This is a genomic window from Halorubrum sp. FL23 (assembly GCF_052439115.2).
In the GTDB taxonomy this organism is placed as follows: domain Archaea; phylum Halobacteriota; class Halobacteria; order Halobacteriales; family Haloferacaceae; genus Halorubrum; species Halorubrum persicum.
In genome coordinates this window covers 40970-60690 of the sequence record NZ_JBQVRO020000013.1, presented here as the reverse complement: position 1 = coordinate 60690, position 19721 = coordinate 40970, and the positions used below count along the sequence as shown (strand labels likewise).

Sequence of the window (19721 nt, the reverse complement as noted above, 5' to 3'; positions counted from 1 at the left end):
AGATGTACGAGGGAAAAGATGAGTTCCCATTCGTCGATGCTGATGGGTCTGAGATCTGTCGTGTAAAGGCGATCGACACGTGGGACATCGCTGGTGAGTATCTCCTCACGGACAGCCGTACCGACGAAGAACTCGTTATCCTCGACAATAACCTGTCGTTGTTGCAAGACACGTGGCGACTCCGCGATGCCGAAGATGAATCGCTGCTTGCTGAGATACGGTCACGTGGCGCAGTTATCACCCTCGCAAGAAAATTCCTACCGGTCGGACAAGGGATTGCCCACAAGTACGAGATAATCGATGCAGAAGGCAATTCAGTCGGCTCAATCGAAGGCGAATTCGCGCTGTTTGACTTCGATCAGTACGAGATTAATCTTGCCGATATGAGTTCAGTTCCGACGGAGCCAGTCGTGATCGCGGCGATCGTCATTGACGCGATTCAAGGAAATTGAAAACCCCGGCACAAGTCTCGATTCACGACACGACACCCTGAACGTAGATATGCGCGTAGGCGCTTGCCCACACAATTGAGAGTAGTTCACTGACACTCGATGAAATTATGCTCAAAACAGGGTTCAACGGAGCTAGACTCGTCCCCATCCCGGGAACATATGTCGGGAGAAAGAGGCTCAGTGCACTCCCAATAACGATCACTCCTATAAGAAAGAACTTTCCTCGGTAGTTCGTCGTAATACGCCAACTCACCCGGAATGATTTGAGCGGGCCGTACTGGCCGATGACACACGCCTCAAGTGCGAACCAGATCTTGAACAGGAGAAACAGAAACGGTACCGCAAAGGCGATGCCACCGACTGCTGCAACGACGGGAAACCCCAGCAGATCCACAGGATTACCAGGTATCATACCGACCAGAACCAAGAGCGGAAGAACCAGGAGAAACGGAATCGTCAGCACCGAAACGACGGTGAAAATGATAACGCCGACTAACGCTGGTGTCCGGGCGATACTTCGACGCAATCCCTCGCGTCTGGTGACAGGGTTGCCCGTCAGTTCGCCGGCAACGATCGTTCCCACATAGGCGCGGATCAAGATGATGAACGCAAACCCTGTCAGAATCTCAAAAACGCTGATTGCGGGCATCGGAAGCACGTTGATAGCGTCCGTTTCGAGAAGCCGATTAGCCAAGATGATCACGCCTGCGAAAACGACGATTGACGGATAGGACCGAAATAGGCGAACGGACCAGACTAACGCATCCAGGACGCTTCGACGGGTTGCGGTCGCCTCGATATTGCGGCATTCGAGACATCCACAGCCATCGACATCGTCTCGGGCCTTGATCGTTGGTGCCACGTTACCCGTGGTTGTGTCGCTGGCAGTTGAAGTGCTTCGGACCGGTGTGTCGGTATGGTCGCTCATTCGGCAGTAATGAACTGGGAGATGGATTCGCCGGCGGCAAGCAGGATCGACGGTGGACCAAGTAGTGAGGCGAAGGATTTGAACGCGCGTTTGAGACTCGGCCGATCGTCCTCGGTACCGAGAAAGAGTAGTGTCGGGTCTTCAGAAACGACGTAGACGCTCATCTCACGGCCTTTCTCCGAATAACAGGTGTCCGTAACTTCAATCACACCGGCGGATTCGAGGTTCTCCAGGTGGTAGTGGACGTTCTGTACGCTCTGGTTGAGCTGGTCAGCGATCCGTGACGGCGTCGCCGGCGTTTCGTTGAGCAGCCGAAAGATGTCGTATGCGGTCTCGGACGATAATGCTTCGATCACGTCTCGCGTCCCGTCGTCGTCGAGACTCAGGACGGCCGGAGTATCACTTCGTTCGACAGTAGCGTCAGTTTGTGTCGGAAGGATCCGTGACATAGGGGTTGGTTAGTTTCTGTGGGCGGCGATCGCGGGGATCTGATCTGTTCGGTGGTTGTTCGAAACTATCGTACGTAATTGTTGGTGGATGGTCATACTGAGCCCTGAGTATCAGTTGAGGCAGCGATTAATCGCATATAGTAGGCCGTGTACACCGTGTAGAAGTACGCGAAGCCGACCGCGGAAAGAACGATCCCGATCGGGAGCAGGACAACGATCGGAATCCCGAGCTCAATCGGTAATACGTCAGCTGGGCCAGCATCTGTCATCGTCAACTGGACCAGGTATTCGGGAATGAAGAAGACGTTCAGCAGGACGAGCCATGCCACGGAGAATCCAGTGACGCTTTTCAGGTTCGAGCGAACGAGCCCAACACTTCTCCGGAACGCATCAGTGACACTCGCGTTTTCGATGACGATCGCCGTGTCGTAAAACTGCACGAACATAATGACAACAAGGATCGACACCAGCCAGATAAGCACAGAGATGACGCCTGCGACGAACGCAGCCATCTCGTGAATCACGGTGAGCGCCATCGTTCCGATACCGAGGATGAACCCGAGGAGCCCAAATCCGATCGCGGTTCCAAACACGAGTAGCACGAACACTACAGTTGCAAGGAGAAGCCGAAGGTAATGAGTCCGGGCTACAGTGAAAAAGTGAGTAAGGGATGCGTCTGTGCCGTCGATCGCAGCTCGGGCAGTGCCGATGAACCCGCCGATAACGAACGGGAAGACGATCAGCCAGGCGAGCGATGCGCCTGCCGAAAGGAGTGGTGATTCGATCAGGTGATCGACGTATTGCAACTGGCTGCCCACCCCGACGAGTAGTCCGGCGACGAGCAGGATCGGATTCGCGCGGAGAGCGGTAAATCCATCTTTGAATGCGGAGACGGTGACCATCGTATCTACGGGTTCCCGCTGTCATATATTAGGTCGAACGTAGTATCAAAACCAAATTTAAGCATCTGAGGCCTTCTAACCCCGGTTTCGTGGACACGGCATAAAGTACAGTTTCGATTTGAACTATCGGGCTCTTGAAGCACCCCGCCCAGCGATAACTGGCTACTCGTGATACTACGTCAGTATCGTATATTGTGCGAACAATTCTGTGAGATAGAACTGTTTCGAACCCTATCGGTGATCGGTAAACGTGGCAAATGAGTGCTCAATATACTCGACGGACGTTGTTGACGACACTCGGAGCAGCGGGAGTTACGAGTGTCGCTGGCTGTCTCTCGTCAGGTGATAGTCGCTTTCGATTGAGTGCATATCCGACAGAGGACCCGTACGAGGCATTCCTACTGACGGATCCAGCGGGACACCGAGCCCAGTTCGCTATCGATTACCCTGACGAGTACAAGCGTGCCGTCTACGACGAGTTGCTTGCAAATGGCTCGGTTACGGTGCTGAACTACCAGTTGGCCTACGAGTATGAGTTCGGCTCCGAGCAACGGGACCGTCCTCAGTTCGCTACTGACGGCGATCGGTACTATTGGATCCATGTCGAGACGGCTCGTACTGTCGAACGAGACTGGTGGGAGTTCTATCTCGACTTGCAGGATGCGGATCAACCCGACGGTACTGATCCGGTAACAGTACCGGTCGCGTCACTGTCCGATCGTGACCAGCAGATACTCCAGCAGGCGATGGAAGCCGCGGCGGCAGATCGAGACCCAGCTATCGACGTTGGTGATCAGGAGCCCGGGTCACGCGGCGTCACGTATCACCATCACCTTGATACCGAAGCGAGCGACCTCGTCCCATCCCCGCCGTTTGAGTATCTACAACACAACGATCATCTGTTTCAGGCACGGGCCGAGCAGAATGCCATCCCCGTAAGCGAACGGACGTTCACAGCCGAACAGATCAGCGAATCACAGTCTGAATACGAGCAACATATCCGCGACACCGTTCTCGAAGTCGACTTCTCGACGGTCTCGCTCACAGGTGAGGCGACAGAGGTGCTCAACACGGCAACAGACGGGCGACCAGTCTCGGGGTTCTATGAAGAGTCACCACCAATGTCGGACGGACTAGGCACAGTCCTCACGCAGCTCAATGCCGCCGATCACGTACGGGAACACAGCGACTATGAGGGGTATACGACATTTCCGAATATGTACGCAATCTACGATGGGAGTTGGTACGAATTCGAGTTAGCTGTCTATCCCTAAGCGAAAATTCGACGATTTTGTTGAAGCCCTCTCCATCTGATATACTTTGGTTTGGTTGCGATCTGTACAGGTGAAGCACCTAACAGCATTTCCTTGCACGCCACACCCGCCAGCGTATCTCATGAGTTTTCGGACGCCCTGTTCATGCTTGATAGCGTGTATCAGCGAATGTGTTCTGACTGTTGCTGGGCTTTTGAAGTGAAAAGTAGAAACGCGATTACACCTATGAATAAAATTACGAATGGGAGCGTCGTGGCACCTTGTTGGCCGTAGTACTGCGCAAATGCGATGGGACTCACAGATAGACCGAACAGGCCAATAGCATAGCCGAACTGGTCTACCCGGTCGTCAAATTGGATAGAACTTCCAAGGAGAGGAATATCAAATTCCAAATAGAAGTACCCAGCTCCTGCGTAAACCGCCGCTGTTCCCATTGCAACGAACCAGTCAGGGGAAAGAAACCAGTATATGCTGAATCCCACCAACAGACCACAGAGAACGGCGAGCGGGAGATCTCTATCCATATCCATACAGTATCAAAGTTATTGTAAACTTTTGTTGGTTCTCGTGCTAGTTCGCCGTACAAGGATTTCTCTATACGAATATTAGAGTTGCACTACTCAGCGACCCGTTGTTCAGATGAAAATGTGCTGAGAGATAAGAATTCAACAGAACCAGTCTGACTTAATTTCGATCGCCTAGTGCCGCTGTCAGCGCCCGTATTTGTCTCCATCCGTTGGATCGAAGCGCTGCAGGTATGCGGCGGCGCGCTCCATCAAGTGCCGTTCGAAGAGCAGCCGAGGCGTTCTCAAAGATTCCGTGGCCGTGTCCGACGAGGATTCGTTGTAGGGCCAGTCCTTCGAACACGGATCGGGGTGGTACGAACCGACATAGTAGATACATTCCGAGTCGCTCTTCACCCACGGTGAACAGCGGTGATGTCCCGAGCACGTCGGGGACGTAGAGTGTCTCGTCGAACCCGCGATAGGCAACCGCTTCAGACCAGCCGGGGAACGGACGGCAACGACGAAGTTCGAATCCGGACGTACCAACCGTATTCGTCTCCGGTTCGATCGGAGCATCGAGTTGAGATGTCGCCCGAGGGAGCCACGGGGGACAGTACACCGGTACATCGTGACGCGCCGCGAAAACGTCTGCGTCACGGACGTGGTAGTTCGAACAGACGATCACGCCCCGCACGTCGCCAAGCGCCGGAAGTTCTTCGTCGATCCCCGGCGCGTCGATCGGATCGATAAGCCACACGCCACCGTCCTCTCCAACGACGGCGTGACTCATTCGGCGACCGGTTTCGGTCGGATGTGCGAGCCACCCGATCCCGCCGTCCCATTGATCGACGACCTCGTACTCTGAAGCAGGACACCGGTCGTAGATCGGCATCGTCAGCTCTCAGGGAAGACCGTGTCCGGATCCCGATCATCGAACGGACCGACCTGTTCACCCGTCGTCGCGTATCGATACAGCGCCGTCCGGACGATTACAGATGCCGTCTGCGAGCCGACGATGGCAGCGATGATGATCACGCCACCACCGACGAGTGCGCCCGTAGCGAGCCCGCCATCGAGCACGAAGAATCCAACCGCACCCAGTGCGACGCCCGGAAGCGCAACGAGTAGAAAGACGAAACTCACGCCGAGCGTAGCGGAGACGCTTTCACCCCAAGTCTCTCGGAACAACGACCCGCTCCGCCGGAGCTGGCGACGCAGACTCCGTCGCTGATCGAGGACGATGACTGGCACAATAAAGAACGTCAAAAGCGCCCACGCGAGATTGAAGACCGCTCGCGTCAGGCTTCCGACCACGCCGAACTTCTCATCGAGGATGTACAGGACCGTCCCGAGCGTCGCAGCGACGACGGCCCACACAGCGATCTGACGGCGGGCACGCCACGCTGCGGCGAGCCCATCCCGAACGGATGTCGATTTACCATCGAAGAGCTGGGCCGCGCAGTGTACCACGGCGGCGTTGAAGAACGTCGCTACGCTCGACGAGATCGCAATCGCACAAAACAACACCCCGTACTGGTAGAGATCGTTGGTGACGAGCGACTCAACGAGGCCCTGCTGGAAGACGATCACTGCGAGAACAGCGAAGGCACTCCCGACGGCGAGAAGGCTCAACACCGGCAGGAGTACCAAGCTCGGTTCTCGGGTGAACACGCGCAGGCTATCACGGGTAATGTCGAAGCCGCGTCGGTATTTCGAAGCCATATTGAATCACCAAGTTAGGGCGGTGTTGCAACGACAAAGCCGATTTCGTCCGTAGAGACACCGACCGATAATGCGTTCTCCGGATCGGTTTCTTCCCATCGGTACGTGTTCTCCAATCCGGTTTCCGTGCGGATCGTCACGTCGAGCGGTTCATTGGATGCGAGACTAGTGTATCCGTGATCGCCGTTTGCCGGAATGGATGCCGTGTCGTCGACGAGAACCTCGCTATCTTCAACGGTGTGTATGACCGTCGTGATGTCCTGTTCACGCTTCGTTTGATTGTTCACGATCAGATGCGGTGCGTTCTTCTGTGTCGTATGTGCGGCGACACCGCCGATTGCGATGAGGGAAACGCATCCTGTGAACAGGCCAATCGTGCTTCGTCGCGTGATAGAGGGCATATGTGGCAGGATTCACCAATTGTACGTATAAAAACTTGGAAGAGTCAAAATCAGCTTGAATGGGAACGAGTCGTGAAACAGATGGTTCCGGTCACGCCTGTGCGAAGTCGCTCAACGATTCACCAACACTAAAGCCGATTGCGTTATCGAACTCTTCCATACCGAATGCGATAGCGAGCATCTCCTCACTCGTGTCATCAATCGAGATTGACGTTGATGCAGTGGATTCTCCCTGAACTTCGGAATCACCATCCAATTCGACACTTGCTTCATAGGTGCCGGGCTCAGTCCATACGTCTTCGTAGGCCGTCGTGCCGTCTTCATCGTCTTCTTCGTCAGTATTGTTATCGTCCGACGCTGGTGGTAACTCGAACGATTCTGAGAGAACAGTCTCATCTCCCGGGTCGGTGATCGTTACAGTACCAGTGAGGACATCGTCAGTTTCGTTGAAGAGATTGACATCACCCAACGCGAGATCAGCAAGGTGGTCTACGAGCGCCGTACAACCGGCTGTGCCGCCGAGGAGTCCGACGCCACATGCGGCGAGGAATCGGCGTCTGTTGGTGCTGTTCGAGCACTGAGCAAGTGTCTGTAGAGGGCCATATACGGCATTGAAGAGCAGACGGTGTCAATCTCCGGAACGTTCAAAATTTGATTTGAGAAACGAGTATCGTTTCCAATCAATAGCGGTGATTTTAGTGCGTGTTTCTGGAAGATACCAGTATGGCTGCCCTCCAAGCCACCCCACCCTCGCTTAGTGCTGCGGTCGCCGCATTTGTTGGACTTGCGCTCATCGGCGGCCTCATCGGAATCGTTGGTACCGTCGTGGTTCGCCGTCTTCGAAATCCCGTTGGAAAGTACCGGTTGCTGTATGGAGTCGTGCTCTTCCCGTATGTATTACTCTCCTACGCCGTGTTAGCCCTCACTGGGTCTGGGGCTGCGTTCCTCACGGCGCTTCCCGCTAGTCCGGAACTGCTGGACGGAGTGCTCTCGCAGTTCGTCACATTCCTCGCAGCTGGGTGTATCTGGCTTGTTTCGTATCTCCCGACGGTACGTGGCGTCCGCGACGTACGTGATGTCGAGCTTGCTACCAGCACCGCGATCAGCAAGATGACGCGGTACGTCGTCGGGCTTAGCGCCGTTCTGACGGTCGTACTCGCACCGTTGCAAGTGTTCTCGCTTGCGTCGTCACCACTTGTCTTCGTTCTCGCTCTCGTCAGTCTCATACTTGGTATGCTATACGTGTCCCCGTGGCTGATCCCGGTACTTCGTTCGACTTCGACACCAACTGGGGAGCGTGCCGATCGAGTCGAACAGCTCTGTTCACGGGCAGGCCTCAATGTACGAGACATCCGAATCCTCGAAACTGAAAACGAAGAAACGGCGAGTACAGTCGTTCGCGGGCCACCGAACTACCGACGCCTCTTCGTCACAAGTACATTTCTCGATGTATTCGACGATGAGACAGCCACCGCGCTGCTTGCAATCGAGGCAGGTAAACGTCGGACCCACGTTTTCGAGATCAGGCTTGGTACTGTCCTCGTTGCGAGTGTCGCACTCATCGCGTCAGTCATGGGTATCGGACCACGGTGGCCGTTGCTCGGACTTTCACTTGGAGTGGTTCTTATCGGGTTTTGGCTTGGCCGTCGACGAATCCGCGCCGCTGACGAGTACGCTGCCGAACAGGTCGGGAAGACAACCGTCGCTGATGCGCTTACCGAGTACGCCGACATGCACGCCTTAGAACCAACACGAAGGCGGATCCCGAACCCGCTCTCCATCAAGGTCGCTCTCGGGGACCGAATCGATCGGCTTCGCACAGCCGGCGATCGATAGAAGTCGCTCAGAGAGTTGAGATACCATTTGTACGATACCAACTGATGTACCACATGAAATACATATGTAAGAAAACGGGGTTCTAAGCATGCCCTCAAAGCGTGACCTGCTCGAAAGAAATACACCATATGACGGGCCAAACTGGTCCGAGTTTCAGTGGGACCGTATCTTAGCCTTCGTTGGGGGTGTCGTTATTACTGTACTCTACCTCTGGGTGAATCCATCTCAGCATGTTCCAGATTGGACTGCGGCGGCGCTCGGATCAGTCCCCGTTGGATTCCTCTTCTATGGTTTCAGCTCACAGTCTTGGCAAACCTGTGCAAAGATCGCCACCGGTACTGCAATCGGAATGAGTCTTGGAACCTATTTTTGAAATCTCATCCACTGATCTCTGGATTGATTTTCTTAGCGATCCATCCGCCGAAGAAACCACCGAATACGCCGATCAGGGCTCCCAACATACCCGTGGCAAGAGTAAGAAGACATAGAAGCACAACCGCAAATGCCTGCCCACCTTCGGAAGCCGACGTAATAAACCAGCTCCGGAGAAAGTCAGATGACCACGCAAAGGCGGGAATCGTTCCGAGGATGCCGGCACCTATTCCGGCTCGTTTGAAATGCCCTGATCCGTTCGCGGCGAGAAGCCCGGCGAATCCACTGCCGACAATCACTCCGGAGAGGTGATAATACGATTCTGCCCCGATGAACAGATTATGTGCAGTCACTATCAGAATACCGACCACGCCGCCGAAAAGCGCATACACATACGTTGGCAAATTCTCGTCGAACAACCAATCTAGATCCATACTGACTAATTCAAAAAAGAAGCATATATTCGCTCTGTTGGCTCAAACGAATCTCGAAGTTATCTATTCGAATCGGGTATCTGATAGTAATTTGTTTGTCTCTGGGTCGATCGCGGCGTACAGCCAATACCGCTCTAGCCGAGTTGGATCACGGTCTCGTCAACCGCAACGTGTTTCGGGCTGACCGGCTCTGTTGAAATATTCAGGAAGTGACACATTCTGACTGGCTGTGGTCAGTATAGAGGATTTACCCCACAAATCACAGTCCGTTTTACAATCGGGATTATTTTCTGTTTAAGTATAGAGAGAACATCACGTCGGTTATGAAGTTACAATTTATTGAACTACACTCTTCGAATAGGGAATTGAAATCTAATGACTAATCTGGTCCTTTGGCTGTTGGCTCTCATCATCTTCCTACAGTTGCCTATCTCGCTGCTCGTTCGATACGACGCGAAGCGGCTCGGCCTCAAACAGCCCGTTAAATACGAACTTGGGATTATGGTGCCGACAGCCGGTTTCATCGTATTATTTTATTACCTTGCTAATCGCCGTGAGCTACCGAAAGCAGAAGATGAATGACCTCTATAACAGTAGTCACACTCTTCAGCGACCGGCTGTTTCAGACGAATAAATGTTAGAAGAAAAGGATTACAACAGAGCCGGCTGACCCACTTCCGACTGTAGATCTGCCTTGTGAGCCCAGTTGTGAACGGTGGATCATGCTCGCTCAACATCTAATGTTTCAATAATAAGACAGTATTCAGAAAAAATAGTCTAGCAAGGTTAAGCTGAATACTGAGATTCACCAACAACGGCATTCTTATCTGAACACTGCCCAGTACGGCAAATTGTGACAGAATTCATATATTATCTTCTGTTGTGCTATCCCTCTATCTACAACGACGCATCGGAGTATTGCTGTCAACCTTTTTCTACCACCGCTGTAACAAGAACAGCACTCACTATCGCTCCGACAAACGTCAATGCCGGGTCAACGGACTGGAACTTTACGCTCATCGATTCGATTACAGTGACCGCTGCAACGACGAATGTGAACGTTCCAACAGCAATAAAATACGTACGCTTGTCTGTATCGAACATATTGTTGACAGATAACTCTAGGGATGAAAAACCTCTTGATCGCTAGGGGACGGCGAAATAGTAACTGTACCACTACTTCTAACTCGATGTCCCCTGAGTAGTCCGCTATGCCCTCCACTCACATCGAGCGAGCATCTGGTCTCAGCTGGGAGACGGACCTACACGGTATTCATCGGCTTCCGCACCGGATGGCAGCGTTCATCGTCACGATGCATCCTGTGATCTGGGGCGGCTTTTTCATCGTGCTACCGCTTGCGATTCTCGGTTCAATAACCGTCTTCGGCCCCCGGGCGGCTATCGCGTACGTGATCGTCTGTGCGTGCCTGTGGTTGATGGTGTGGTTTTCGAGTGCGGGATTCAAGACACACCATTACCGGCTCAATCCCGAGAAGCGCACATTAACGATCAGGCCTGAATTCGACGATCCAGAGACTACACAGTTTGCAGCGGCCACCGGTACTGACGAACGGACGGTCGACCTCAACACGGTGGACGCGCTTCAATTGATTCCACTCGGCCCGATCGTTGCCGTTCGACTCTGCTATCGGACCACTACTGTCACGAAACCGGAAGGGCTTCTCGTACCGCGCGGGCGGGTGAGCGAAATTGTGGCCAGCTTTCGATCGTGTGGCGTGTCAGTCCCTGAATTGACGCCCGGCGATCGTCCGACGCCGGAGCGCCGACCGCTCCGTGTTGCTGCTCGGATCGCAACAACGCCGGTTTTGATCGGCGTACTCCCAATCTACGTCGTACAGGTTCGCCTCGGAATTGAGGTGTGGCCGTTTCTGTTCGGATTCGTTCTCGTCACTTGGGTCGTGATCGTTCGGCACTTCTCGGTCCGGTTTGGGATCCGACCAGAGGGAACACGGGTACGGGACTGGTTGCTTCGATGGGGAATCGACCTCGTCGTCGCAGCGCTGGGATTAGCGGTTGCGCTTGGATCTCTCACCCTCGTTGGCTCAATCTGATACCGATCCTGAAAGGAAAGATTCATATTGAATGGAAAGCGAGCTTTACTGTAAAGTGTGCTTGACACCAATATACCCGTGACGAAGGAGCGAAAGCGGACCCACGATGTGGCTACCAGATCGCAAACGGCATTATGGCCGTCTCGATCCACGATAGCCGGTCGTCCGTCTTCACCAGAGCAACGCTGGTACACGCTCAATCAGACGATTCGTCCCGCCTTTTACGGCGTGAACTGTCTTTCACACGCTCCCACCGATGCCCTCCACACTCTCACGACGCGGATTCCTGGCGCGGTCCGCGGCCGTTGGCGCTGGTACCGCCGTTGCGGCCAGCGGTCTCGCCAGTGGTTCGACCGAACCGACTCAGACGACCAGCGTGGATACGCTCATCGACGACGCGGCCACCCGTGCGTTAGCTGACCATGATGCGGGTGGGTTGACGGTCGCCGTCGTCGACGGCGATGAGGTTCACACGAGCGGCTACGGCCACGCTTTTCGAAGCGAGGATGTCCCGGTTCGAGCTGATGAGACGCTCTTTCGCGTCGGCTCCGTCTCAAAGGTCGCCACCTGGACGGCTGCGATGCAGGTCGTTGATCGCGGGGACATCACACCAGACGCACCGGTAGATGACCACCTCGAAACCGTCGATCTTCCCGAAACGTACGATGAACCGATCACACTTGAACACCTCGCCACCCACACGCCGGGATTCGAAGTCCGTGGACGAGGCGACTCGGCACGCAAGCCTGAGTACATCCGGCCGCTCGCTGAGTCGGTGTCAACGGACGTACCCGCGCGTGTCCGCCCGCCCGGCGAACTCCACCAGTACACCAACTATGCCGCCGCACTCACCGGACAGCTGATCGCGGACATTTCAGGACAACGCTTCGGGTCGTTCGTCACGGATAATGTGTTCGCGCCGCTAGGCATGTCGAACAGCACGTTCCAACCCGCCCCGCCCGATCTCGTGCCCGCCGAGGGAAGGGCCGTCGAAGACGTTGTGAGTTTCTACTCCGACGTGTCGCCCGCATCTGGGCTTCACACGACCGGGAAAGACATGGCGCGGTTGCTCCAAGCACATCTACACAGTGGTGTCGTCGACGGCGAACGGATTCTCTCGGAGAGCGCGGTCGACTCGATGCACCAACAGTGGTTCACCCCGCACGAACGGGTCGATGGGATGGCGTTCGGATTCTTCGAGCGATCGCGTGGTGATACTCGACTAGTGCGTCACGGCGGCAGTGTCCCACAGTTCGCCACTGAGTTCGCACTGATCCCAGAGGAAGATGTCGGCCTCTTCGTCGTCGCCCACGGAAACGAAGCATCCAGTGCGAAGCAGGAAGTCGTCGACGCTCTACTCGACCAGTTCGCACCCGTCGATTCGAGCGGAGCGCAACGGACGCCTGACGGGATACCCGAGCGTGCCGACGAACTCGAAGGCCGGTACCGGTCGGTGAACACGACCGACACCGTCAGTGCCGAGAAGCTCGTCTACGGCCTGCTCACGGGCCAACCAGTCGATGTCAGAATCGCTGATGACGGGCGGCTTGTGACTGAACAGGGAGACAGGACTGACGAATGGGTCGAAGTTGAACCGCTCGTCTTCGAGCACGTCGAGTCTTCCTCGACGTTGCTGTTCCGTGAGGCGGATGGTGACGTGACCCACTTACTGAGCGGATTGAGCGCGTACGAGCAGATCGGCTACCACGAGCAGTTGTCAGTACAGGGGTGGCTAACGGTAGCGGCTTCGGTCATCGCACTGACTGGGTTGGTGGGGTGGCCGGCAGGCCGTGGGTGGCGTTGGTATCGCGGTGGTGAGTCACCACCACAATCCGTTACTCGCGCTCGATGGGTAGCTGGCGCAGGCCTTGCCGGGCTCTTGCTGTTCGTTCTCGTCTTCATCGGTGTCTCCGTCGCCGTGACATCAATGGACAGGCCGACGCTGTTCAATCGTCCGCCCGCGTGGTTCGAGGTCGTGTTCGTGGTACCGACGCTGGGAGTCCTCGCCACCGTTGGCGCAGTCGGCTACGCAGCTCGTGCGTGGCTCCGCGACGACTGGTCGCTGGTCACTCGTGTACACTACTCGGCGGTTGTTGGCGCGACGAGCGTCTTGTACTGGCTCCTACAGTATTGGAATTTGCTGTGGATCCGGATGGGGTGACAAGACACCTACCATCTTTCGGCGGTTGAACCGTAGCTTCCACCTTATGAGTTAGTTTAGCTGCTAGTCTTCGTGTTCGAGAACGACTGGCCGGTTAGTGTCTCCTCGCAGTACACGGGCCTGAATAGTGCAATTCTGTAAGCAAAGTTTTTATATGGTGTAAAGTATTCTTTACTGTAAAGGATGCTTGACACACTAACCCCCGGAACAGATGAATCAGGGCAAGCCCGGCGTGTGTACTACCGCGTCGTGTACGCCATCTTCGCTATAGCGATCGTCGGATTACTTGCTGGTATAGTCACGGGACGAGAACTCCTCGGAACAATCATCTACTGTGGGGGTGCGTGGATCGGTAGTGGAATCACGGTCCTCGCCCCGAAACTGACCGACGTACCGCTCCAAGACGAGCGCGACACGGAACTGTACAACCGTGCAAGCGGCTTGACGCTCGGCGTCCTGTTCGTGCTCGGACTCTCCGTCATCCCCGCCCTCTACGTGCTTGAAGCCGCGGGACGTATCGATCCGCCACCAGAAGTGTCCGGTGCGATACTGCTTGCTTCGGGACTCTTTCTACTGTGGGGTGTCGCCTACGGAATCGTCAAACGGCGGTAACCATAATGAAGAATGACCTTCCACGGCGACGTGAGGCAGAAGGGCTCAGCCAAGGTGAGTTGGCCGAGGCAGTCGGCGTCACTCGACAGACCATTAACGCCATCGAGCGCGATCGATACGACCCGTCGCTCGATCTCGCGTTCGAACTCGCGGCGCACTTCGAGTGCCATATCGAGGACATCTTCCAGCCCGAAGAGACCGACTAAACGTAAGATTCAGGCGACTATGAAAAGAGACAACACATAACAAACTCCCGAAAATGAGTCAATACAACGTACTGGACCGTGACGTAGAAATAAACGGTCAGACGATCCTTGCGATGCTTGAGGGGGTAAGTCGCTTCTCCGAGACGTACCAGCGGCAGGTCCGTGACGCACTCGCGGACAACGGTATCGATGACCCAAAACCAGGCGAATGGTACTCCCAGCAGGCGTGGTTGGACGCGTTCGACGTACTTGCTACAAAGTTGGAACCGCATCTGTTGGACCGAATCGGAGAACAGATCCCAGAGACTGCCGAGTGGCCGACAGGACTCTCAACAGTCGAAGACGCGCTCCGGTCGATCAACGTCGCATACCAACGGAATCACCGAGGGGGTGAGATCGGCTACTATCGGGTCACAGAAACCGACGACAATGTGGGCACGGTTCGGTGTAAAAACCCGTATCCTTGCCCATTCGATCGGGGAATTATCCGTGCCGTCACACAGCAATTTGCGCCAGTCGAACGATTCGTTTTCATTGAGGAGACAGGTGAAGAATGCCGACGTGAACACGGAGATTCCTGCGTGTACACTGTGTATTGGTAGCTCTTGCTCTCGTAGGAATAACCGATAGCGGAACAATTGTTCAAAATTCGTTTTGAGTCTTCTGTACGGTTTTGAGGCATTAGTGTGTTGATCGTACCGTATCGATGTTCGACACGCTTGCTCTCGCCTTCGGGCCCGGACTCGTCGCTGCAGTCCTGTGGAGCCCAATCCTACTCAGCAGCCGAATCCGTTCGTTATTCGACGGATTACCACCATCACGATCCACGATCGCAAGCTATCTTCTTGTCGCTATCGCGCTGTCGATTCCATTCGGGATTGGTACTGGAATCATTTTCACGACAACGAGTACAGAGGGTGCCGCTCTCTCGAATGCACTGCTGGATATGGCGTTCGTACTCACGATTGTATACGTGGGTATGCTACCTCTGACTTCGGTCATCGGCTTACCGCGGATGGGCATTGATTGGGATCCAACCAACTACGGACTCGGCACGTGGCTGTTACTCGTCACCGTGGCACTCTGGTACGCCGCAGTCTTCGTCATCCCATTAGCGTTCTTCGCGTTTATCCTCGCGCTCCCAACTGGATGAGAGCCCTACCAGCTCAAGGAGTGTTCCGATAGTCGTACAAATTATAAGATGTGTCTGACACGGTCGTGTCTCAATGTCCGGAGAATATATTACGGTACATCGACAATTTTGAACAACTCATATATGGAAGGAGATCCACAGTTTCATGAAGTACAGCGGTTTCGCCAACCGTGGATATGGGGACTTCTTGGGGGTGTTGCCCTTCTCATGCTTGTATTAGGGCCTATCTCGTGGGGTGGACTCGCCATCGTCGGTGGGGTCGCTGGACTACTCTACAGTCTTCGTCTCCACACGGAAGTTAGAATCGACGGCATTTATTTCAAAATGTGGCCTATTCACCGGTCGTTCCGTCACATTCCGTGGTCGGAGATTGAACAGTACGAGTCCAAACAGTACGGCCCTCTTCGTGAGTTCGGTGGGTGGGGAATCCGTTGGGTACCCGGGAAGATCGCATATAATGTCAGTGGCAGTCAGGGGGTCTGGATCGAACGAAAGAACGGGCGTTCAATTCTCATCGGATCACAACGCACCGACGAGTTCGTCAAGGCTATTAGCGAGGCAGTTCAGTAGATTTCTCTTGGATTTTTATCTTGATTATCCACAAGCGAGACGGGGTTAAACTACGCTTGTATCCTCGGTATTGACCGCGACCGGGCAAGATTTATCACTTTTTGAGGACTCCAACAGAGCCGCTCTGTTGAAATCCTATTTTTCAAATATATCATCGCCTGAAACAGCCGATCGATGAGAGCTGCGAGATGACCATTCTAGACAAAGAAGACTTCAAGCAAATAACTATATCATTACACACCAATCGACACCTATCCGTGTACCTAAGCAAATCAACCGCTCTTAATTCCTTACTCATTATCTTACTCACTGTATTCGGAGCCGTGGTCACGCTTCAATTACCGACACTGTCAGTCACTGGTGTAATGATCTCGAAGCCCATATTAGCTGGTCTAATTGGTGGAATCCTACTTACCGTATTGCTCATCTCTCATTACCGGTTTGAAGCAGCTCGGGAGCGGACACGGTGGGTTCTCTTCGGAGTCGGGGTTATACTCGTCTTCACTCAACGGCCACCGTTCAATTGGCTTGGCGTGTTGGTCATGTTCTTAGCTTTGGCTGTAGGATGGGAAGTTGACCGCCGTCTCTCTAAGGTCGTTTCTCGATAGGTGGCTCTGTTGAAAGCCCATTCTGCAGACTTTTTCTCGTCTGAAACAGCTAGTCGCTGAAGAGTGCGTATCTTGCTTCTCAACGGTCAAATTCGTTAGTCCCAACGAGATATGAGCCGTATAATAGGAGAGCAACTGGCACTAAAAACCCAAATAATGACGATCCTGCGTAGAAGTTAGCTACCGCCAAGCCGAGTATTGATACTTGAAGACCGATGATACTCTTGTTTGCGCTCATATCAATTGTGTTCTGTTCATTACAAATAATCTCTCGGCATCCTAGCCGACCTCATACTATATCGAGATTGGGAGATCTGCTCGGATAATGAGTTCCCTGTATTGACCACGCCCAGGTCAGAAGTTGTCATTTCCTGAGGATTTCAACAGAGCCCATCAGACTTACGCACCGTTTGGCCGGTATATTTATAACAATTAAACATGTAGATTAGCCTGAGTGGTATGTATGACCACACCAATCAACGCGGAAGGGGAGTCGTATTTCCGCTCGGTTCACGATAGCAAGCCGGGTGAGACTGTAGTCTGGCCACTCCTCGAGTGTCTGGGTGGGGGTATCTCAGCCGGGGTCATCTTTCTGCTCTTGCTTCCGATATTGGCTGAACTCATGAGCCCGTTCGGAGCGCTGGCTCCGACGGGACTGCTCATAACGTTGCTGTTCCTGTGGTCGTTCTTGTGGACTCTCACCGCAGTCGCTCGCCAACGGGTAATCGGCTAAACGGCCATGTCGAGCGGATCATAGACAACACGACAGACTTCATGATGTTAGTCGTGAGTCACTAACTCAGATTCAACTCACCGAGATCGCCACTCAATTCGAATTTTCGGCTGATTGTCTCCTGGACTGAGCGATTGTGGGCATGAAACCATCTACTGCTGAGGATTTCAACAAAGCCAACAGAGCCTAATTTGTCTGAAGAACAGATCTACGGTCAGCACTCAATGTCAGCGACGAGTGCCATCTGCGGGCGCTCATCAGAAGGATGAGAAGACCAAAAGTGGAAACGGAGACAATAATCCTCTTCGAGATCGTCAACACCCAGAATATTAACACTCCCCGCAAAGTCCTTCACTGCTCCGTGTAAAGCGACCGGGGAGATAATTTTGTCTAGCGTCACCGTTACTTCCTCGTCACTATCCGGATCGACACGGTGAGATTCCCAATCCATCATCCCATCTTCGGTTTCGAGGGCGTAGTGGAACGTCCGTGCTCTGTCGTCTGGGTTCCGGAGTTCGATAGTCACCTCTCTAAGCGAGACGGTCGACGTGAATGAACCTATACAGCCGGTGAGACCGGATAACACAGCGGTCGCGCCGAGGAGAGCGTGGCGGCGCTGCATACCTTTGGCCACATCCAGCGCTGGTACGTTCCTTTCGGGTATTGACCGTAAGCAACCCAAACTCATCACCTGTTGGGGACTACGCCAAAGCCACTGAGGCATAATTCAAGATCCTATCGTCCAGTCCGTCTTTCGAGCGTACCTAGTGGGTTAGTCGTCACTGTCGTGGAATTGGACGACGAGTTGTTCGGTGGCGAGAGCGTATACCGTCATTTCTCGACCTTTCTCGGAGTACCACGTTTCAATCGGCGTGATAAGTTCCGCTTCGCAAAGCCGGTCGAGGTGGTATGAGACGTTCTGTACCGATTGGTTGACTGACTTGGCGATCTCTGATGCTGTTCTGGGTTCCGATTTGAGGGTCCCCAAGATCTCCTGTGCTGACTCGGATGAAAGGACTTGGAGTACGTCGGTTGGCTCGTCTCGGTCAACGACGATGCTCGTTTGTTCACTGGGAGCGTGGGTGACTGGGGGTTGGTGTGGAAGGGCGCTGGCCATTGATTTGGTATGCTTGGAGACTCGTCATTCGTCTTGTTCGGTACGCTCCGAACAAACAAATCAAACAATTTAATACTTATGAAATTCATGATATAAGTATGACTCAACAGATTACTCATCACGTAGTGAGGACAACATACACCCATGAGTGAGGACGATCGCGCCGTTGCGCGCGAACGCGTTATTGAATCGATGGAGCAGTCGGCAGAAGTCTACGGTCTCAGTCGGAGCGCAGGCCGCATCTATGGTGTGTTATATTTCTCCGAAGAACCACTCTCGATCCCGGAACTCGTCGACGAGACTGGCTACGCGAAATCGACGATCAGCAACGTCACGCGGAAGTTAACGCGAATTGGGCTGATCCATCGTCGATCTTCGGAAGGTGGCGGCCGGCGCGTTCAGTATACGGCTGAGAGAGAAATTTGGTTCATCCTACAGGATGTGTTCCAACAGTACGTCCAACGGGAGATACAAACGACCCTACGGACGACTCAACGCGCGCAAGCACAACTTCCCGACGATAGTGAAACCGAGACCGAACGGATCGAAGAGCTTCGAGAGACCTACGAGGATCTCCAAGAGATTGTCACGCTCGCGTCGGACTTCACCGCCGCGGAACTCCGGGACGCTCTCGAATCCTCCGATCGCTAATCACCAGTACACGGTGTAGATACAGGTATCGTCCCCGTCACGCCGACACATCTCACCGGTCTCCTCGATGAAGACGAACGCGTCGACAGACGCGTACTGTCTGGCAACGCCACGGATGAGTCCTCGGTCGAACGGGCAGGGGTATGGATTGTAGCACGTGAGTTTGCCAGCTTGCTCTTCCGTCTGCTCAAACTCATAATAGCCGATGTCGCCACCACGATGATTCTGTTGATAAGCCTCATTGATCGATTGGAGTCCCTCGGGAACGGTATCGAAGTCATTGGGCCATGTGGCGACTTCCGGAAGTTGTTCGCCAAGCCGATCGAGGACGTGTGGCTGTAATTCCTCTGCAATCGTTTCGAAGGCATTCAACCATGTTTGTTGGGGATACCATTCCTCGGGATCCGGGTCTGTGATTCCTTCCCCAGCAAGTGCTTGGAGCGCCCGGTCCTGATAGGATTCAGAGAAGCGTCCCATTGCCTTTTCGACGATGGTGAGGACCGTTTGACCGTTCACCTCTACGCCGTGGTCAAACGCTTCATAGGTGACCATTGTGTGTACT

Annotated in this window: 23 protein-coding genes and 1 pseudogene; 9 read left to right on the top strand and 15 right to left on the bottom strand. The window is 54.1% G+C overall.

All coding sequences use genetic code 11. The features are described from left to right. Positions 1-2 precede the first annotated feature (2 nt). Positions 3-452 (top strand): LURP-one-related family protein, encoded by a 450-nt coding sequence (locus ACT4MF_RS14865; RefSeq protein ID WP_512053304.1) that lies wholly within the window; start codon positions 3-5, stop codon positions 450-452. A gap of 22 nt (positions 453-474) precedes the next feature. On the opposite strand, the gene ACT4MF_RS14860 is transcribed toward ACT4MF_RS14865, so the two are convergent. The 3 genes from ACT4MF_RS14860 to ACT4MF_RS14850 all read right to left on the bottom strand — a co-directional run bounded on the left by ACT4MF_RS14860 (position 475) and on the right by ACT4MF_RS14850 (position 2731). Beyond that, positions 475-1380 carry a DUF7847 domain-containing protein gene (locus tag ACT4MF_RS14860; protein WP_512053303.1) on the bottom strand — a complete coding sequence of 302 codons (906 nt, stop codon included), beginning with the start codon at positions 1378-1380 and terminating at the stop codon, positions 475-477. Then, positions 1377-1829, bottom strand: a complete 453-nt coding sequence (locus tag ACT4MF_RS14855; protein ID WP_444683212.1) for an ArsR/SmtB family transcription factor — start codon at positions 1827-1829, stop codon at positions 1377-1379. The genes ACT4MF_RS14860 and ACT4MF_RS14855 overlap by 4 nt, the downstream gene beginning before the upstream one ends. A 92-nt stretch (positions 1830-1921) precedes the next feature. Further along, positions 1922-2731, bottom strand: a complete 810-nt coding sequence (locus ACT4MF_RS14850) for a DUF7847 domain-containing protein (RefSeq protein WP_444683211.1) — start codon at positions 2729-2731, stop codon at positions 1922-1924. 359 nt (positions 2732-3090) lie between these two features. Between ACT4MF_RS14850 and ACT4MF_RS14845 the strand changes: the two genes are divergently transcribed. Next, positions 3091-4005, top strand: a complete 915-nt coding sequence (locus ACT4MF_RS14845) for a hypothetical protein (RefSeq protein ID WP_444683210.1) — start codon at positions 3091-3093, stop codon at positions 4003-4005. A gap of 161 nt (positions 4006-4166) precedes the next feature. Here ACT4MF_RS14845 and ACT4MF_RS14840 read toward each other — a convergent pair whose 3' ends face one another. From ACT4MF_RS14840 to ACT4MF_RS14820, 5 genes are all read right to left on the bottom strand, one after another. Then, entirely contained in the window at positions 4167-4529 is a 363-nt protein-coding gene (locus tag ACT4MF_RS14840) for a hypothetical protein (RefSeq protein WP_444683209.1), read from the bottom strand. A 160-nt stretch (positions 4530-4689) separates the two neighbouring features. Further along, positions 4690-5403, bottom strand: coding sequence for an MBL fold metallo-hydrolase (locus tag ACT4MF_RS14835; RefSeq protein ID WP_444683208.1), 714 nt, complete (start codon positions 5401-5403; stop codon positions 4690-4692). 2 nt (positions 5404-5405) lie between these two features. Further along, entirely contained in the window at positions 5406-6233 is an 828-nt protein-coding gene (locus tag ACT4MF_RS14830) for a DUF6159 family protein (protein WP_444683207.1), read from the bottom strand. Between the two features lie 14 nt (positions 6234-6247). After that, positions 6248-6634, bottom strand: a complete 387-nt coding sequence (locus ACT4MF_RS14825) for a hypothetical protein (protein ID WP_444683206.1) — start codon at positions 6632-6634, stop codon at positions 6248-6250. A gap of 91 nt (positions 6635-6725) precedes the next feature. Then, positions 6726-7103: a hypothetical protein gene (locus tag ACT4MF_RS14820; protein WP_444683205.1), complete on the bottom strand. Its 378-nt coding sequence runs from the start codon at positions 7101-7103 to the stop codon at positions 6726-6728. Between the two features lie 254 nt (positions 7104-7357). Between ACT4MF_RS14820 and ACT4MF_RS14815 the strand changes: the two genes are divergently transcribed. Further along, positions 7358-8470: a peptidase gene (locus tag ACT4MF_RS14815; protein WP_444683204.1), complete on the top strand. Its 1113-nt coding sequence runs from the start codon at positions 7358-7360 to the stop codon at positions 8468-8470. 377 nt (positions 8471-8847) lie between these two features. Here ACT4MF_RS14815 and ACT4MF_RS14810 read toward each other — a convergent pair whose 3' ends face one another. The 3 genes and pseudogenes from ACT4MF_RS14810 to ACT4MF_RS14800 form a co-directional block, all read right to left on the bottom strand. Then, on the bottom strand, positions 8848-9276 hold the full coding sequence (locus ACT4MF_RS14810) for a DUF5518 domain-containing protein (protein WP_444683202.1): 429 nt from the start codon (positions 9274-9276) through the stop codon (positions 8848-8850). Positions 9277-9360: 84 nt separating this feature from the next. After that, positions 9361-9458 (bottom strand): annotated as a pseudogene (locus tag ACT4MF_RS14805) (IS6 family transposase); the annotation flags it as partial. A gap of 742 nt (positions 9459-10200) precedes the next feature. Next, positions 10201-10380, bottom strand: coding sequence for a hypothetical protein (locus tag ACT4MF_RS14800; RefSeq protein WP_444683201.1), 180 nt, complete (start codon positions 10378-10380; stop codon positions 10201-10203). A 107-nt stretch (positions 10381-10487) separates the two neighbouring features. On the opposite strand from ACT4MF_RS14800, the gene ACT4MF_RS14795 reads away from it, so the two are divergent. The 5 genes from ACT4MF_RS14795 (at position 10488) to ACT4MF_RS14775 (ending at position 15480) form a co-directional block, all read left to right on the top strand. Next, positions 10488-11348 (top strand): hypothetical protein, encoded by an 861-nt coding sequence (locus ACT4MF_RS14795; protein ID WP_444683200.1) that lies wholly within the window; start codon positions 10488-10490, stop codon positions 11346-11348. Between the two features lie 376 nt (positions 11349-11724). Further along, positions 11725-13509, top strand: a complete 1785-nt coding sequence (locus ACT4MF_RS14790) for a serine hydrolase domain-containing protein (RefSeq protein ID WP_444683199.1) — start codon at positions 11725-11727, stop codon at positions 13507-13509. Positions 13510-13692: 183 nt separating this feature from the next. Continuing rightward, positions 13693-14121, top strand: a complete 429-nt coding sequence (locus ACT4MF_RS14785) for a DUF2178 domain-containing protein (protein WP_444683198.1) — start codon at positions 13693-13695, stop codon at positions 14119-14121. A 5-nt stretch (positions 14122-14126) separates the two neighbouring features. Then, entirely contained in the window at positions 14127-14327 is a 201-nt protein-coding gene (locus ACT4MF_RS14780; RefSeq protein WP_444683197.1) for a helix-turn-helix transcriptional regulator, read from the top strand. A gap of 706 nt (positions 14328-15033) precedes the next feature. Continuing rightward, a complete protein-coding gene (locus ACT4MF_RS14775; protein WP_444683196.1) occupies positions 15034-15480 on the top strand; it encodes a DUF8162 family protein in 447 nt (148 codons plus the stop codon). 1257 nt (positions 15481-16737) lie between these two features. On the opposite strand, the gene ACT4MF_RS14770 is transcribed toward ACT4MF_RS14775, so the two are convergent. The 3 genes from ACT4MF_RS14770 to ACT4MF_RS14760 form a co-directional block, all read right to left on the bottom strand. Next, a complete protein-coding gene (locus ACT4MF_RS14770) occupies positions 16738-16896 on the bottom strand; it encodes a hypothetical protein (protein ID WP_444683195.1) in 159 nt (52 codons plus the stop codon). Between the two features lie 709 nt (positions 16897-17605). Then, positions 17606-18013: a hypothetical protein gene (locus ACT4MF_RS14765; protein ID WP_444683194.1), complete on the bottom strand. Its 408-nt coding sequence runs from the start codon at positions 18011-18013 to the stop codon at positions 17606-17608. A 150-nt stretch (positions 18014-18163) separates the two neighbouring features. Beyond that, complete coding sequence (locus ACT4MF_RS14760) at positions 18164-18508, bottom strand: ArsR/SmtB family transcription factor (RefSeq protein WP_444683193.1); 345 nt, start codon at positions 18506-18508, stop codon at positions 18164-18166. 144 nt (positions 18509-18652) lie between these two features. Here ACT4MF_RS14760 and ACT4MF_RS14755 point away from each other — a divergent pair, with 144 nt between their 5' ends. Then, entirely contained in the window at positions 18653-19159 is a 507-nt protein-coding gene (locus ACT4MF_RS14755) for a GbsR/MarR family transcriptional regulator (protein ID WP_444683192.1), read from the top strand. Here the strand turns inward: ACT4MF_RS14755 and ACT4MF_RS14750 are convergent, their stop codons facing one another. After that, complete coding sequence (locus tag ACT4MF_RS14750) at positions 19160-19711, bottom strand: hypothetical protein (protein WP_512053302.1); 552 nt, start codon at positions 19709-19711, stop codon at positions 19160-19162. Positions 19712-19721: the final 10 nt, after the last annotated feature.

Excerpts from the sequence above, each read along its gene's own strand:
- ACT4MF_RS14865 (WP_512053304.1), top strand. The coding sequence starts at position 3 with ATGTACGAGGGAAAAGATGAGTTCCCATTCGTCGATGCTGATGGGTCT.
- ACT4MF_RS14860 (WP_512053303.1), bottom strand. The coding sequence starts at position 1,380 with ATGAGCGACCATACCGACACACCGGTCCGAAGCACTTCAACTGCCAGC.
- ACT4MF_RS14855 (WP_444683212.1), bottom strand. The coding sequence starts at position 1,829 with ATGTCACGGATCCTTCCGACACAAACTGACGCTACTGTCGAACGAAGT.
- ACT4MF_RS14850 (WP_444683211.1), bottom strand. The coding sequence starts at position 2,731 with ATGGTCACCGTCTCCGCATTCAAAGATGGATTTACCGCTCTCCGCGCG.
- ACT4MF_RS14840 (WP_444683209.1), bottom strand. The coding sequence starts at position 4,529 with ATGGATAGAGATCTCCCGCTCGCCGTTCTCTGTGGTCTGTTGGTGGGA.
- ACT4MF_RS14835 (WP_444683208.1), bottom strand. The coding sequence starts at position 5,403 with ATGCCGATCTACGACCGGTGTCCTGCTTCAGAGTACGAGGTCGTCGAT.
- ACT4MF_RS14830 (WP_444683207.1), bottom strand. The coding sequence starts at position 6,233 with ATGGCTTCGAAATACCGACGCGGCTTCGACATTACCCGTGATAGCCTG.
- ACT4MF_RS14825 (WP_444683206.1), bottom strand. The coding sequence starts at position 6,634 with ATGCCCTCTATCACGCGACGAAGCACGATTGGCCTGTTCACAGGATGC.
- ACT4MF_RS14815 (WP_444683204.1), top strand. The coding sequence starts at position 7,358 with ATGGCTGCCCTCCAAGCCACCCCACCCTCGCTTAGTGCTGCGGTCGCC.
- ACT4MF_RS14810 (WP_444683202.1), bottom strand. The coding sequence starts at position 9,276 with ATGGATCTAGATTGGTTGTTCGACGAGAATTTGCCAACGTATGTGTAT.
- ACT4MF_RS14800 (WP_444683201.1), bottom strand. The coding sequence starts at position 10,380 with ATGTTCGATACAGACAAGCGTACGTATTTTATTGCTGTTGGAACGTTC.
- ACT4MF_RS14795 (WP_444683200.1), top strand. The coding sequence starts at position 10,488 with ATGCCCTCCACTCACATCGAGCGAGCATCTGGTCTCAGCTGGGAGACG.
- ACT4MF_RS14785 (WP_444683198.1), top strand. The coding sequence starts at position 13,693 with ATGCTTGACACACTAACCCCCGGAACAGATGAATCAGGGCAAGCCCGG.
- ACT4MF_RS14780 (WP_444683197.1), top strand. The coding sequence starts at position 14,127 with ATGAAGAATGACCTTCCACGGCGACGTGAGGCAGAAGGGCTCAGCCAA.
- ACT4MF_RS14775 (WP_444683196.1), top strand. The coding sequence starts at position 15,034 with ATGTTCGACACGCTTGCTCTCGCCTTCGGGCCCGGACTCGTCGCTGCA.
- ACT4MF_RS14770 (WP_444683195.1), bottom strand. The coding sequence starts at position 16,896 with ATGAGCGCAAACAAGAGTATCATCGGTCTTCAAGTATCAATACTCGGC.
- ACT4MF_RS14765 (WP_444683194.1), bottom strand. The coding sequence starts at position 18,013 with ATGCAGCGCCGCCACGCTCTCCTCGGCGCGACCGCTGTGTTATCCGGT.
- ACT4MF_RS14760 (WP_444683193.1), bottom strand. The coding sequence starts at position 18,508 with ATGGCCAGCGCCCTTCCACACCAACCCCCAGTCACCCACGCTCCCAGT.
- ACT4MF_RS14755 (WP_444683192.1), top strand. The coding sequence starts at position 18,653 with ATGAGTGAGGACGATCGCGCCGTTGCGCGCGAACGCGTTATTGAATCG.
- ACT4MF_RS14750 (WP_512053302.1), bottom strand. The coding sequence starts at position 19,711 with ATGGTCACCTATGAAGCGTTTGACCACGGCGTAGAGGTGAACGGTCAA.